The 14,952-nt window shown below is 32.1% G+C and carries 11 protein-coding genes and 1 riboswitch; of the genes, 1 reads left to right on the top strand and 10 read right to left on the bottom strand.

Annotated features, from left to right (window positions below; genetic code table 11):
• The first annotated feature begins 26 nt into the window (after positions 1-26).
• Positions 27-2,186, top strand: a complete 2,160-nt coding sequence (recQ, locus tag KQH81_RS00810; protein WP_099335866.1) for a DNA helicase RecQ — start codon at positions 27-29, stop codon at positions 2,184-2,186.
• A 79-nt stretch (positions 2,187-2,265) separates the two neighbouring features.
• Here the strand turns inward: recQ and KQH81_RS00805 are convergent, their stop codons facing one another.
• The 10 genes from KQH81_RS00805 to cbiD all read right to left on the bottom strand — a co-directional run bounded on the left by KQH81_RS00805 (position 2,266) and on the right by cbiD (position 14,949).
• Positions 2,266-2,838, bottom strand: a complete 573-nt coding sequence (locus KQH81_RS00805) for a xanthine phosphoribosyltransferase (RefSeq protein ID WP_027638947.1) — start codon at positions 2,836-2,838, stop codon at positions 2,266-2,268.
• Positions 2,839-2,918: 80 nt separating this feature from the next.
• A riboswitch (purine riboswitch) is annotated at positions 2,919-3,019 on the bottom strand.
• Between the two features lie 92 nt (positions 3,020-3,111).
• Positions 3,112-5,253 carry a YhgE/Pip domain-containing protein gene (locus tag KQH81_RS00800; protein WP_230028679.1) on the bottom strand — a complete coding sequence of 714 codons (2,142 nt, stop codon included), beginning with the start codon at positions 5,251-5,253 and terminating at the stop codon, positions 3,112-3,114.
• Between the two features lie 269 nt (positions 5,254-5,522).
• On the bottom strand, positions 5,523-7,067 hold the full coding sequence (locus KQH81_RS00795) for an AbgT family transporter (protein WP_230028677.1): 1,545 nt from the start codon (positions 7,065-7,067) through the stop codon (positions 5,523-5,525).
• Positions 7,068-7,426: 359 nt separating this feature from the next.
• The gene (locus KQH81_RS00790; RefSeq protein ID WP_027638950.1) at positions 7,427-8,065 is read right to left on the bottom strand and encodes a precorrin-8X methylmutase; all 639 of its coding nucleotides are present in this window, start codon (positions 8,063-8,065) and stop codon (positions 7,427-7,429) included.
• 37 nt (positions 8,066-8,102) lie between these two features.
• The gene (locus tag KQH81_RS00785; RefSeq protein ID WP_230028675.1) at positions 8,103-9,236 is read right to left on the bottom strand and encodes an alkaline phosphatase family protein; all 1,134 of its coding nucleotides are present in this window, start codon (positions 9,234-9,236) and stop codon (positions 8,103-8,105) included.
• Entirely contained in the window at positions 9,224-10,279 is a 1,056-nt protein-coding gene (locus tag KQH81_RS00780) for a pyridoxal phosphate-dependent aminotransferase (protein ID WP_027638952.1), read from the bottom strand. The genes KQH81_RS00785 and KQH81_RS00780 overlap by 13 nt, the downstream gene beginning before the upstream one ends.
• A gap of 42 nt (positions 10,280-10,321) precedes the next feature.
• Positions 10,322-11,263, bottom strand: a complete 942-nt coding sequence (gene cbiB, locus KQH81_RS00775; protein ID WP_027638953.1) for an adenosylcobinamide-phosphate synthase CbiB — start codon at positions 11,261-11,263, stop codon at positions 10,322-10,324.
• Between the two features lie 42 nt (positions 11,264-11,305).
• Positions 11,306-12,670, bottom strand: coding sequence for a cobyrinate a,c-diamide synthase (locus KQH81_RS00770; protein WP_027638954.1), 1,365 nt, complete (start codon positions 12,668-12,670; stop codon positions 11,306-11,308).
• A complete protein-coding gene (gene cbiE, locus KQH81_RS00765) occupies positions 12,660-13,865 on the bottom strand; it encodes a precorrin-6y C5,15-methyltransferase (decarboxylating) subunit CbiE (RefSeq protein WP_099335868.1) in 1,206 nt (401 codons plus the stop codon). The genes KQH81_RS00770 and cbiE overlap by 11 nt, the downstream gene beginning before the upstream one ends.
• Entirely contained in the window at positions 13,858-14,949 is a 1,092-nt protein-coding gene (gene cbiD / locus KQH81_RS00760) for a cobalt-precorrin-5B (C(1))-methyltransferase CbiD (RefSeq protein ID WP_230028673.1), read from the bottom strand. The genes cbiE and cbiD overlap by 8 nt, the downstream gene beginning before the upstream one ends.
• Positions 14,950-14,952 lie beyond the last annotated feature (3 nt).

Genomic DNA, 14,952 nt, shown 5'->3' with positions numbered 1-14,952 from the left:
AAACATATAAAAGAGGTAAATCATTAATGGAAAAAGCACTTCAATATTTAAAAGAATACTTTGGCTATACCAGCTTTAGACGTGGTCAGGCTGAAGCTATAAATGATATATTAAATGGTCATGACACCTTTGTTTTGATGCCTACAGGCGGCGGTAAATCCATCATATATCAAATACCAGCCCTTATTTTTGATGGACTTACTATAGTCATCTCTCCACTTATCTCCCTTATGAAAGATCAAGTGGACACATTAAATTCTATGGGAATAAACTCAACATATATAAACAGTACTTTGAGCTCTTCAGAGATTGAGCAGCGTGAAATGGATATAAAAAATAATAAGTATAAACTTCTTTATATCGCTCCCGAAAGGCTTGAAGCCTTAAAATTTTTTCTAGGTACAAACGATATAGATGTTTCCTTAATAGCTATTGATGAGGCTCACTGTGTTTCTCAATGGGGCCATGATTTTAGGCCCAGCTATAGAAATATCTCTTCATTTATTTCTCTTTTACCTAGCAATCCAATAGTATTAGCTTGCACAGCTACTGCTACTGAGATAGTAAAAAATGATATAGTTACTCTCTTAGGCCTTAGAAACGCAAACTTATACTGTACAGGTTTTAATAGGGAAAATCTTAACTTCAAGGTATTTAGAGGTGAAAATAAGGAAAGCTTTATACTCGATTACGTGAATGCTCACACGGAAGAAACAGGAATAATATATACTGCTACAAGAAAAAGTACAGAACATCTTTACTCTGTTCTCATGAAAAAAGGCTTTAAAGCTGGATTATATCATGGTGGACTTTCTGAGGAAAAGCGTAAAGAAATGCAGGATGCTTTTATGTTTGATGATATAAATATTATGGTTGCAACTAATGCATTTGGTATGGGAATAGATAAGTCAAATGTTCGATACGTAATCCACAACAATATGACTAAAAATCTAGAGGCTTATTATCAGGAAGCAGGACGTGCTGGTAGAGATGGTGAAAACAGCGAGTGCATTCTTCTGTTTTCTTCAGGAGACATTCAAACTCAAAAGTTTTTCATAGACAATTCACCCCTTCCCCCTAATATAAAGATGCAGGAATATAATAATCTACGTGCTATGGTTGATTACTGTTATACATCAAAGTGCTTAAGATCTTACATACTAAATTATTTTGGCGAAGAATCTGAATCAAACTGTAACAACTGTAGTAATTGCAATGAAGATAACGAACTTAAAGATGTCACAAATGAAGCAATGATGATATTCTCAACTATATATCGAATAAAAGAGAGATTTGGGATAACGGTTGTTATAGATGTACTTAAAGGCTCTCAAAATCAACGTATGATTTCACTTGGATTTGACAAACTTTCTACTCATGGACTTATGAGCAAATATGATAGAAAATTTATAGAGGAAGTCATAAATAAGCTAATAGCTGAAAACTTCCTAGCTTCTACCGATGAAGAGTTTCCTCGGGTGGTTTTAACCCCTAAAGCTATAGCTGCTATAAAAAACAAGGAGAATGTATTCTTATCATTCAGAAAACAGCTTAAAAAGGCTAAAAATGATTCAAAGGGATTGCATAAAGATCTGTTAATTAAGCTTAAAGAGCTTCGTAGAGCTTTATCTGAGGAACTTCAAGTTCCTCCATATATAATCTTTCACGATACTACATTGAAAGAAATGAGCGATAAACTTCCTAGAACAAAGGAGGATTTCTTAGAAATAAAAGGTGTAGGTCTTGGGAAATTTGAAAAATACGGAGAAAAATTTCTAGATGCCATAAGGGAATATATAGCATATGCTAATATCTCTGAGGTAGCTTTAAGCGAATCAGCTTCAATCAATAAAAATATACCTGATCCTTCTAAGGACTCTTCTGAGCCTGTAAAGGAAAAAAGTCACATAATAACTTTAAATTTATATAATCAAGGTCAATCATTAGATGAAATTAGTGAAAATAGAAATCTCTCTATAACCACAGTTCAAGAGCACATAATTCATTGTGCATTAGAGGGAGAAAAAGTTAATCTAGATGACTTTATACCAGATGGCACCGAAGATATCATATTATCAGCCATAGAGGAACTAGGTGCTTCAAAATTAAAACCATTAAAAGATGTCCTTCCTAAAAATATAGGATACATGACAATAAAAGCTGTAATCTGTAAGCATCAGCTTTAAATAATTTTAGTATATTATTTTCTTTTATAAAAAAAGTGTCCACAGTGTGTATGAAAAATCATTCACACTGTGGACTATATTATTTGAAAAAGACTTGGCCATTTTCCATTCTATCAAGGATTGCTAAAGATTCTACCCTCACGCCTTCCTTCTCAAGAACACTTCTTCCATCTTGGAATCCTTTTTCTATTACGATTCCAACTCCTACAGCTTCAGCTCCTGCTTGATGTATCAAATCCAAAAGTCCTTTAGCTGCACAACCGTTAGCTAAAAAATCATCTATTACTAAAATCTTTTCACCTGAATTTAAAAAATCTTTACCCACTTTTACATTAAAAATCTTATTTTTAGTATATGATTGAACTTTAGTTTCATAAACTTCTTTATCTAAATTCAAACTAGCTGCTTTCTTCGCAAAAACAACTGGAATATAATCGAAGTATTGAGATACTATAGCCGCAACACCTATACCCGATGCCTCTATTGTAAGGATTTTGTCTACTCTCTCTCCTTCAAATCTTTTTCTAAACTCTTTCCCAATTTCATTTAAAAGCTTTATATCCATTTGATGATTTAAAAAATTATCAACTTTTAATATATTGCCTTCCCTAATTTTTCCTTCTGTTCTTATCTTCTCTTTAAGTAATTCCATTGCGCTATCTCCCTATAATTAAGTATAAAAAAATTCCTAAACCTTCAAGGCCTAGGAATATGAATATAGTCATATTTGTATATTACTAATCACATATTCGTAGCAAGGAAGTTTTCGGCTCCTAGTAGAAACGCTTAACCCATATCATTAAGCATATACGAATTTATTTTATTTAATATTATTCTATATTAAGTAAAGTGTCAACAACAATTTATCTAAATATTATAAAAACAGAGCTACATATTTATATATGCAGCCCTGATCCTAAAAATATTACTCACCTACACCACTATTCTCGAAACTCTCAACAAAGCCTTTAGATATCTTGTTTATAGGTTTCTTTAAAATTAATGCAATCACAAGCGATATTGCGATGTAAATTAAAAATGCAAATACATCTTTATTTAATATTCTAGGAACCACTCCTCCTATAGCTTCTCTAGCAAAAGATATACAATAAGTGAATGGCAAGTATGGATTTATTATTTGAAAAAATCTTGGTGTAAGCTGAATTGGGAAGGTTCCCCCAGATCCTGCTACTTGAAGTACCAATAAAATTATGGCTATTACTTTTCCCACATTTCCAAACACAGAAACTAGCGAATAAACTATAAATGTGAATACCACACTAGTCAATACACTTCCTAAAACAAATAATCCTGGATTCATGCAAGATACATTTAGGATATATAAATCCCCCAAAGATACTATCAATGCCTGAATTATTGTTATAGTCATAAATAGTAAAAGCTTCCCAAAGTAAATTTCTATGCTAGTGTAATTTCCATAAGCTTTCACTGTAAAAATTGATGATAGAAGAAGAATTCCAACCCATAAAGATAATACTGTATAGAAAGGAGTCATTCCTGTACCATAATTAGCTATAGGAAATAATTTGTTTTCTACTGTTTTCACTGGATTTGCAAGAAAATTACTTCTCTTTTCTACATCACTCTTCAATAAATTTATTATATCAGTAAGTCCTTTTCCATTTTCCACTTTATTCATCTTATCTACTACATCATTTATAGTATTTTCAGCCTCTGGAAGTTTTCCTTTAACGAATTTTATCCCTTCTTCTCCCTTATCAATACCTTCATATACTGTTGTCAAAATTCCTTTTACATCTGGAATTTTAGCTTCTACTTGCTGTAATATCTTTAAAGAATCATCTGCAACAGTATAAGCTTTATCAAGAACGCTATTTATAGATGGCATTATTTGACCATCAAATCTGCTATATAAATCTTCAGCTACAGTGGCAATTTGATTTGATATATCTGTAATTTGATTTAACTTTGTAGTATCAACTTTTCCTCCATTGTTCTTGGTTTCATTTAATACTGCTATTAAAGATTCTATTTTTCCATCTACTCTTTTTAGATTACCTATGGTTTCAGCTAAATTATTGGATGGACTTATTTTATTTATAGCTTCTAATGCTCTAATGAGCGATTTATTCATATCACTTAAACTATTTGCTTTAACTAATAAATTATCTATTATTTCTGGAATCTTTTCAGAATTTGCATTGATAGCATTAATAAGACCCTTACTTGTCTTTTCAATATCTCTTGAAATTTCTCCTACAAATTTTATATCTTGTTTTAAACTTGGAGCAAATTTATTTAATGAGTTCTTTGATGTTTTTAAAAAATTTTCAAGCTCTGAAGTCAAGTCTTCAGCATTCTTTATAGTCTCTTCTAGAAGCGGTATATCGCCTTGAACTTTTGAGACTAAATCCTTAGTTTTTGTAGCTCCTTCATCAGCCATATCTACAACATTATTTATATCTGAAAAATGACTTTGTACCTGAAGCAACGCATTATAAATATTGCTTATTCTAGGTAGCTGATTCTCTAATGTTATTCCAGCTTCATTCGCTACACTAAATATAGCCTTACCTACAGTTTCAACTAGTGCTTTGCTCACATTTTCTTGTACTCCTGTAGCTCCCTTATCCGTGAGTTTTGGTGCAATAGCATTTATTTTTTCATTTACTGTATATTCAATTTCACCTTTCTTAATGTCTACTCCTAAAATTGAAGTTAGATTTTCAGAAAAATTGTCTGGTATAGTGAGCTTAGCATAATAATCGCCTTCCTCAACATTTTTATAGGCTTCTTCCTCACTTACAAATTGCCAGCCCATCTGCTTATTGTCTTTTAATTCTTCAATGACCTTATCTCCGATATTTATATATTTTCCATTAAGATCAGTTCCCTTGTCTTTGTTTACTACACCTATTTTTATCTGGCTAGTTGCATTCTGAGAATATGGATCCCAAGAAGCTTTTATATTAAACCATGCATATAGTGATGGAAGTATACAAAGAGCAATGAATACTATAAGTGCTGCATAATTTGAAAATATATTTCTAATGTCTCTCAAGTATAGTTTAAATATATTTCTCATAATAGCTCTCCTTCTTTTAATCAGAAATGCAAATATTAAGTTCATATTTAGATTATCCTAAAAACAAATCTTTATTATACGTTTCTTTTACCTCTTTATATAGTTTTTTATACTGACTAGTCAATTCTATAATAAAATAAGCCTAAATTCAATGTAATATTTTTATTTATTTTGTTAAAATTTTTTTACAACAAAAAATAGAAGGCTTACCTTCATGAGGTAAACCTCCTATATTCTATGATGAGCAATAAAATTGTTGATTGTATTTTTTAAAATCCTAGCGGAATTCCCAAAGTAAAGAATCCAATAAGTAAAATTGTCCAAACTATTAGGAATGCTACTGAATATGGGAACATTAGCTTTATCATATCACCTAAAGTATATTCTGGCTTGTATTTCTTCATGAATACTAATATGATACCAGCATAAGACATAAGTGGAGATATTACATTAGTTGATGAATCCGCAACTCTATAAGCAGCTGAAACTATATCCGGTGTCAAGCTTGAATTTACTTGATATAACATCGGTATAAATATCGGACCTAAAAGCATCCATTTAGAAGTCAAACCTCCAACAAACATGTTGATTACAGCAGTTACTAATATAAATCCTATCATTAGAAGTATTGGATATTCTGCAAGTCCTAATGATTGAAGCAATGTAGCTCCTAAGTATGTTATATAAGTTCCTAAGTTTGAATAGCTTAAAAGTGCTAAAAAGTTATAAGAGAAGAATGTTAAAACTAATATATATCCCATTCCACTCATTTGTTTTGCCATAGCTTGTACAACATCTATAGCCTTTGTGAATTTATTCATCTTCATACCAAAGAATAATCCTGGCATAAAGAATAAGAATGTTATTATAAGTATTACGTTAGAGATTATAGGTTTAATAGTTTCTCCTTTGTCATTTACATATGGAGCTAAAGGTCCAAATGCTAATATTACTACAAAAGCTAAACCTAAAAGCAATCCTAGTCCAGCCCATTTTAATGCTTTGTTTTCGTCTTCAGTTATTTCAAAATCTCCTAAGTGCATTTCCTCTGGGACTACATAGCTCTCTTTTTCTAACTTAGGTTTTATGAATTTAACTGTTATAAAATATCCAACTAAAGTTAATAAAACCGTTGAAACTGCTATAAATATATAGTGCATCATTGGTGCATTTAGTGGCACTCCACTTTGAGATACAAAAGGTATTCCTTGTCCCTCTGCAAATATCTTTGCATTATTTCCAACAATTACATCCGTTGGAGTTGCTGGTATTAAGTTGGCACTAAACCCAGCCGAAACCCCTGCAAAAGCTGCTGCCATACCTATTAACGGATTCTTCTTTAATCCTAAGTATAATAAACCTGCAAGTGGTATTAATACTACGTATCCTGCATCACTCGCTATACTACTCATTATTCCCAAAAATACTAATACTAATGGTAAAAATTTATCTGATACCTTTAATCCAACCTTCTTTATAAGAGTTGATAAAAGTCCTGATTCCTCGGCTAGTCCAACTCCTAACATTACAACTAATATTGTTCCAAGAACGCCTCCGCCGTATGACAACCAGTTCTTTAAAAGAGCATTGTCAAATATCCATCTTACATTTTCAGTTTGGAACATGTTTTTTATTTCATAAACTATACTGCCTCCATCTGCTCCTACTGTTGAGAAAGTCTTTCCACCCATAAATAATGTTGTAATCATTACTATTGCATACAATGCCATAAATATTATTACTGGATCTGGTATTTTCTTTCCAACTCTTTCTATGAATGAAGGCTTTTTAACGCTTCCGCTTTCTTTTTTCATGTTTTTTCCTCATCTTTCGTGTAATTTTGCAATTCTCGTTATTGGCATTATACATTATTTTTTAAATTCTTTAAATACAATTCATCGTATTTTTTGTATTTTTTAAATTAATCATAAAATTTTATCGTATTTTTTGTACTTTTATCAAATTGAAAATATTTAGAATACATGTTTTAACAATATTTTCTTATTCGAAATTTTGAGGTTATGAATTTTACAAATACAAATCTTTCATTTTGTGTTTGTATCAGACATCCATTTATACATCATTTAGTTTAAAGAAAAAAAGATTTTTGCTTAAGTATTTAGATATACTTAAACAAAAATCTTCAATTCAGCTCTTATCTATTCACTATTTACTATTTCTTAAATTCTTCTCTAGGAAAAGCCATATATAAAAGAGCATTCACTATGGCTGCTGCTACGTTACTGCCACCTTTTCTTCCTCTAGCTACTATATATGGAACTCCTGATTGCATTATTATCTCTTTAGACTCAACTACATTTACAAAACCAACTGGAACTCCTATAACTAAAGCTGGTTTTATCTTTCCTTCCTTTATTAGCTCATCTAATTTTATAAGTGCAGTAGGTGCATTACCTATAGCCATTATAAGAGGCTTTTCTAAAGTGCAGGCCTTTTCCATTGATACAACTGCTCTTGTTGTTCCATTTTCCTTTGCTTTCACTGCTACATCTTCATCAGACATAAAGCAGTGTACTTGTGAACCACTTTTCTTAAGTGTTGCTTTATTGATTCCAGCCTTAGCCATTTGAGTATCAGTAACTATGTCTGCACCATTTTTTATAGCTTCAAGGGCTATTTTTACTGCATCTTCAGAAAAACAAAGTGTATTTACATAATCAAAATCTGCACTTGTATGTATTACTCTTTTTATTATTGGCTCTTGCAGCTCATCAAGTTTTACATCTCCTAATTCTTCTGTTATTATCTCAAAACTTCTCTTTTCTATATCTGATGGTTTTATCTTTTCCATTTGAATCTCCCCTTCTATTTATAATATATTTTTTTATTTAATTCCTTGCAAGAATAGTTATAGCTTCTTTGCCATCAATTTTTCCTAGAAAACGCTCATTGTTTTCTTTAAAATTATACAAAAAGAATGGCTGATACCCTCCTCTATGGCTTCCCTTATCTGATAAGCTACTGTGATCGCAGCAAACTAAAATATTATCAAAAAGTTTACTTTCGATAAGGCCTCCTACTATTATTTCGTCTACATCTTTAAGGAAACTTGCCTTTTCAAATGGTCTCTTTCTATGAGATGCTTCATCTGTGCCATTTATATGAACTATAACAATCTCATATTCCTTTGCTAGCGACAATGCCGAATTAAGCTTACTGTTTAAATCTGTATCTACATCTGCTGTAGCTCCCTTGACTCTTGGTACTTTCATACCCATTGCTAATGCTATTCCTTGAACTATTTCCGTAGCACATACACATGCACACTTTTTATTGTGCAGTTGATAAAATTTAGGGATTTGTTGAACATAAGATTCTCCCCAAGGCATAAGCATATATTCTTTAAAGCCTTCATCAGGCCTCTTTATATTATGTCTGCTTTCATTTATCATTTTTTCTATCATTCTGCTCACCTTTGAACCCCTTGGCATGATATCTTCTATTAATTCTCCAAGATTTTCATGTGGTGCATATGTTATAGTGCGTTCAACTTCGTCTTTTGCACCTTTTATGACTAATATATTCTTATATCCACCTATATTGTAAAACTTAACTTTTTCATTTTCTTTAAAGTTTTCTGCATTATCATTAATTATATTTTTAAATTCCTCTCTAGATATTCCTTCACCACAGCTTGATCTCAGTCTTCCATAGTCATCTATGGTTACAATATTGCATCTCATAACTAAGTCGTCATTATCTACTGGTATTTCATGAGCTAGAGCCTCCAAATAAGCTCTCCCTCTTGGAATATTATGATGGTCTATTCCGAGAAGAGTCATTATACAATTCATACTATCCACTTTAAATCCATCAGGACACGTTTTAAACTCTCCATAACTTCCATTATTTCTTATGAAATTTATATTTTTGCACTGAGCATACTGAAATGGAGTTTTTCCTTCCATTTCATCTATTGGATTATCGGTCATTCCATCTATTATAACCATTACACTTGACATTGTATTATTTCCTCTAGTTCTCTTATAAAAACAAAGCTTTCTTCATGTGTTTTTACAGCAATTCTATAATAATCTCCTGTAAGTTGGTGATAGTTGCTGCAGCTTCTTATTAATATCCCTCGCTTCTGCAAATCATCTTTTAGATTTTTCATGCCATCTGATTTAAAAAATATATAATTTGCTTTAGATCCTATGACTTCCATATGAAGTCTCTCTAATTCCTTAATCAAATACTCTTTCTCTTTTCTGATAAAGGCTCTTGTTTTTTCGGGATAGTCACTTTCTTTTAAAGCCTGCATCCCTGCTGCCTGTGCTGGAATTGATACACTCCAAGGCTGTCCACATCGAAATATACCTTCTCTTATTTTTGTATTAGAGCTCATTCCGTAGCCTAACCTAAGTCCTGCCATTGCATACATTTTTGTAAAAGCTCTAAGTATAAAAAGATTCTCATAAGATTTAAGATAATCTCTCATAGTATTTTCTTGCGATTCTTCTAAAAAGTCATTAAAACATTCATCTACAATTAGAAGAACTCCTTTTTCTCTGCATTTGTTTAGGATTTTAATCATTAAATCTTTTGGGACAATCTGACCTGTTGGATTGTTTGGATTACATATAAAAAGCATATCTATATTTTCATTTATGTCTTCTAACAAGTTTTCTGTAACCATAAATTTATCTTCATATTTCAATTTATGGTATAAAAGCGAGCATCCTTCAGCTATAAGCGCTTGTTCATATTCTGCAAAGGTAGGGGCTAGTATCAGTGCCTTTGTAGGTTTTACTGCATATACTAATCTAAAGATTATATCAGCAGCTCCATTACCACATATGATCCAATCTTTGTTTATTCCTTCACTTTTACTCAATTCAAGTGTAAGATCTCTACATAAGGGATCTGGATAGTTATGACACTGATTTAAGCTCATTTTTACTGCATCTATTACTGATTGTGGCATTCCAAGTGGATTTATATTTGCAGATAAATCTATTTTGGGTTTAGTTGAATATATATCTCCACCATGCACTAGATTTAACATTACACCGTACCTTCTTTCTATGTGTGTTATAAAGTTTTTAGTTTATATCGCTTTTCCTATTATCACTGTAACAATAAGAGTTATAATTACAGTTCCATACATTAACTTATTTGCTCTTATTATATCTTCTGGTTCTATTTCTCGATTTTTATCTCCTATAGTTGGCTTCTTTGTAAGCTTTCCAAAATAATATGCATCTCCAGCAAGTTGAACATTTAAAGCTCCTGCACATACCGATTCAGTCTGTGCACTGTTTGGACTTTTATGATTTCTGTGATCTCTTATATAGATTTTAAAGGCATTCTTAAAGTCTAATCCTACAAACCCTGATGCTATTATCATAAATATAGCTGTAATCCTAGCTGGTATGAAATTTGCCACATCATCTAAACGAGCAGCAAATCTTCCAAAATACATATACTTATCATTCTTGTAACCTATCATAGAATCAAGTGTATTTATAGCTTTATACATAAAGCCTAGAGGCGCACCCCCTAAAGCTATAAAAATCATTGGTGCCACAACTCCATCAGTGGTATTCTCTGCTACAGTTTCCACTGTTGCTTTCGTCACACCTATTTCATCTAAATCTCCAGTGTCACGTCCAACAATCCAAGAAAGAAATTTTCTAGCTTCAGGTAAATTTCCAGACTTTAATGGATAATATACCTTCATACTTTCTTTCTTAAGTGATTTTGCTGCTAATATCTGATAAGAAAATACTATATTTATTGCAAAAGCTAAATATCCATTTATTTTTCCTGCTAAGAATATTATGAAGAATGGCACTAAAAAGCTTAGCATAACTACAGTTATAGTAAGCATCATACCTCCTATAAATTCATTTTTCACATGCTTTCTATAGAAAGTTTCTCCCTTCTTTATGAGATTTCCAATAAGGCAAATAGGATGAGGCAGACTTTGTGGATCTCCAAATATGCAATCCAATATAAACGCTATTACTAATATAAAAATAGTATCCATTTTACCTCTCCTCTGAATTATATAATGATTAATTTGTTAAATTTATTTTTTTAGCTCATACTCTCTACACTTCTCTATATATCTCTTTGCAAAATCTATATTTGCCCAAAGGTGAAGATGGGGATATCCAGCAAATAAAGTTTCGCTTCCATGGATGCAGTTTCTTTCTACCCCCGTAGAAGGCTTAACTGCTTTGAAATCATCTCCATCATCATTACTCTTTGAATAATGGAATTCATGAGCATTTATACCCCATCCCTCTTTAGCTAAAAGATTATCTCCTTTAGCTTTAAGTGTTGTATATCCAAAATTTTGGAGCCTTTTAGTAAGCTCAGATTTCATATCTATAGCGCCTACCATTTCATATTCTAATTCACTTTCATCTTTTATTGTATTTCCTAAATACATGAATCCTCCACATTCTGCATAAACGGGCATTCCTTCTGTAATGGCAGTTTTTATACTGTTCAGCATAGATTTATTTTTGCTTAACTTCTCTGCAAATACTTCTGGATACCCTCCCCCTAGGATTATTCCATTTATTCCTTCAGGAATTTTTTCATCATTTAAAGGTGAAAATGTTACTATTTTAGCTCCCATCTTTTTTAATAGCTGAAGGCTGTCCTCATAGTAAAAGCAAAAAGCTTTATCTTTTGCAACACCTATAGTTACAGGCTCTCCCTTTTCTATTTCTATATTGTCACACTCCATAGCTGGAGCTTCTTTTGCTATTTCAAGAAGACCATCTATATCTATATACTTTTCTCCATTTTCACCAAGAAGATCTATTTTATGATTTAGTGAGTCAATTTCAGAGGCTGTTACAAGTCCAAGATGTCTGCTTTCTATTGATGCTTCCTTTATTTTAGGAAGAAATCCTAAAGTTTTAACCCCTGTATTTGATTCAATTATTTCTTTGTATATAGGGTACATCTTTTCTGATGCACCATTTATTATAACACCCTTTATATTGTTTTTATAGAAATCTGTGTAGCCCTTTACCATAGCAGCTATAGATAAAGCCATCCCTGCACATCCTACTACTAAAACCACGGGAGTGTCAGTTTCATTTGAAATATAATTTGAGGAATATTTACTATTTCGTATTCCAAGGCCATCATAAAATCCCATAACTCCTTCTATAATGGAGATATCGCTTTCCCTTGAATTTTCAGCAAATAAGTATTTTGTTATTTCTTCCCCACATAGAAACATGTCAAGATTTCTTGATTTTGTTCCTATTATTTCTGAGTGGAACATGGGGTCTATGTAATCAGGCCCACATTTGAATGATGTTACATTAAGCCCTCTATTTTTCAAAGCTTTGAGTATAGCACAAGTAACAGTAGTTTTACCGCAGCCGCTTCCTGTACCAGCGATCATAACTCTATTAAAATTAGTCTTCATAATTTTTCTCCCCGCTTATGATATATATTGGGTTATTAGCTTTCATAAGATTATATCCACCAACACTATGAGCTCTTGAAACATTCATATTTACAATTTCCATATCAAATTTTAGCTCTTTTAAGGTAGATATGCTTTCACTTAATGACTCTAAAGTTATAGTATTTATCATAACTTTGACTTTAGGATTTTTTTTCAATACAGTTTCAATAATCTCTCTCATATTACCACAGCTTCCGCCAATAAATACCTTATCAGGCTTTGGAAGGTCTGAAATACATCCTGGAGCCAATCCCTCTATCACCTTAACATTGAAAGCTCCTAGTTTAGCTTTATTTTCCTTTATTAAACTTACAGCTTCAGAGTTTCTTTCCACTGCATATACTAAGCCCTCATTAGCTTTTCTAGCCATTTCTATAGTTACTGAGCCAGTACCTGCACCTATATCATATATAATGTCTTGTGGTTTTATATTCATCTTAGAAACAGTAATCCATCTGATTTCCTCTTTTGTCATAGGAACCTTACTTCTTACAAAATCATTATCAAAAAGAGGTATGTATGAATTTACATAAGTTTCATTTTCTATTACAAGAGATGTTAAATCTTTAAATTCGCAGCAAACTAATTCCTCTGCTTTACCTTTTAATATTCTCTCATCTTCATGTGACATATTTTCACCAGCACATATTTTTACATGTCCAAGTCCTCCGTCACAAAGTTCTTTTATAACATCATGAGCTTTAACCTCACCGCCTGTTATCGCAAACAACGTTCTATTATAAGCTGCATATGGAAGTATAGACCCCTTTTTCCCATGAAAGCTTACTATTTTTATGTTTTCGTACCCTATTCCAGCTTTTCCACATAAATATTGAAGCGAACCTATTCCTGGTATTATCTCACATGGAATATCTTTAGGTATTCTCTTTTTTACAGATTGGGCCAAAGAATATAGTCCCGCATCTCCAGTTACTAAAACAGCTATGGACTTCTTTTCATAGTTTTCCTTTATAAAATTACTTATGTAATCTAGATTCCCTTTTAACACTATAGTTTCTTTTCTGTTTCCAAACTCTTTTAATAGCTTTTCTGCTCCTATTATAACCTGACTATTCTCTATAGCTTTTTTGCCTTCAGTAGTTAAAAGATCTTTATTTCCTAATCCTGTAGAAACAATACTTACTTTACTCATTAATCCTCCTTAATTCTTCAGCACCTTCTGACTTCCCTAAAAACTCATTACCATCAGAATAAAGAATTATCTCAATATGAATTTCATTTTTTACGTATCTCTTGACCCTATACATAATCCTCTCAACTATAAGGTCATAAACTCGTTGAAGTCCCTTGTCGTTTATGATTTCTATCGCTTCCTCTGTAGTCAGACAATTATAAATAGAATTCAGTGTGTCTATATCTCCTCCACATAGAGCCGTAAGCGCTGTAAGAGTTTCCATTCTTCCATCTGCAACTCTTGAATGAGTATTAAATATACCAGCGGCTACCTTGCACATCTTTCCAAGTTGACCAACTAAAAGTATGCTTTTTATTTTTTTATAATTAGCATAATCAAGCATATATCCTAAAAAATTGGATGTCATTATACATCTTTTTTCATTTATTCCAAGCTTTATGGCCAACGCTTTCCCAGATTCTCCAAAAACAAAAGTACAGTCTTCCATACCTTCTTCTTTAAGCATATCAATATCTATAGCTAAACTTTCCTTGTAGGCATCTTCACTCATAGGTTTCACTACACCTGTAGTTCCTAATACCGAAATCCCTCCAACTATTCCTATATGGAGATTGAAAGTTTTTGAAGCAACTTCTTCTCCTTTAGGAATTGATATTACTATATCAACTCCTTGTCCATCCTTTAAGACTTTAGCTGCTTCTTCTTTTATCATCTTCATAGGTCCAGGATTTATAGCTTTCTTTCCAACCTCTACCTTAAGACCTCTTCTTGTAACTGTTCCAACTCCCTCACCACCATCTACAATGATAGTTCCAGTATCATTTAATGTTACCTTCGCACATATTTCTAATCCGTCTGTAGCATCAGGGTCATCTCCAGCATTTTTTATCACACTACAAATTGAGTAGTCACCATATCTAACAATCTTTTCTATAGGTATATTTAATGTTCCAAGTGAAGTATCTATATCCACAAAATCAGCTTTATGACCATTAAAGTCTAATATAGCAGCTTTAGCAGCTGCTGCCGCACAAGAACCTGTAGTATATCCTTCCTTTAGAATTTTTCCATTTACGAACAAAAA

Origin of the sequence: Clostridium cadaveris, assembly GCF_020911725.1 — a bacterium.
Taxonomy (GTDB): Bacteria; Bacillota; Clostridia; order Clostridiales; family Clostridiaceae; genus Clostridium_X; species Clostridium_X cadaveris.
The sequence above is the reverse complement of the archived record's forward strand: the minus strand, read 5'-3'. Positions and strand labels throughout refer to the sequence as shown.

Coding starts and splice junctions, on each gene's coding strand:
- cbiB (WP_027638953.1), bottom strand. CDS start 11,263: ATGGATACTATTTTTATATTAGTAATAGCGTTTATATTGGATTGCATA.
- KQH81_RS00780 (WP_027638952.1), bottom strand. CDS start 10,279: ATGTTAAATCTAGTGCATGGTGGAGATATATATTCAACTAAACCCAAA.
- KQH81_RS00800 (WP_230028679.1), bottom strand. CDS start 5,253: ATGAGAAATATATTTAAACTATACTTGAGAGACATTAGAAATATATTT.
- KQH81_RS00785 (WP_230028675.1), bottom strand. CDS start 9,236: ATGTCAAGTGTAATGGTTATAATAGATGGAATGACCGATAATCCAATA.
- cbiE (WP_099335868.1), bottom strand. CDS start 13,865: ATGAGTAAAGTAAGTATTGTTTCTACAGGATTAGGAAATAAAGATCTT.
- KQH81_RS00795 (WP_230028677.1), bottom strand. CDS start 7,067: ATGAAAAAAGAAAGCGGAAGCGTTAAAAAGCCTTCATTCATAGAAAGA.
- KQH81_RS00790 (WP_027638950.1), bottom strand. CDS start 8,065: ATGGAAAAGATAAAACCATCAGATATAGAAAAGAGAAGTTTTGAGATA.
- KQH81_RS00805 (WP_027638947.1), bottom strand. CDS start 2,838: ATGGAATTACTTAAAGAGAAGATAAGAACAGAAGGAAAAATTAGGGAA.
- recQ (WP_099335866.1), top strand. CDS start 27: ATGGAAAAAGCACTTCAATATTTAAAAGAATACTTTGGCTATACCAGC.
- KQH81_RS00770 (WP_027638954.1), bottom strand. CDS start 12,670: ATGAAGACTAATTTTAATAGAGTTATGATCGCTGGTACAGGAAGCGGC.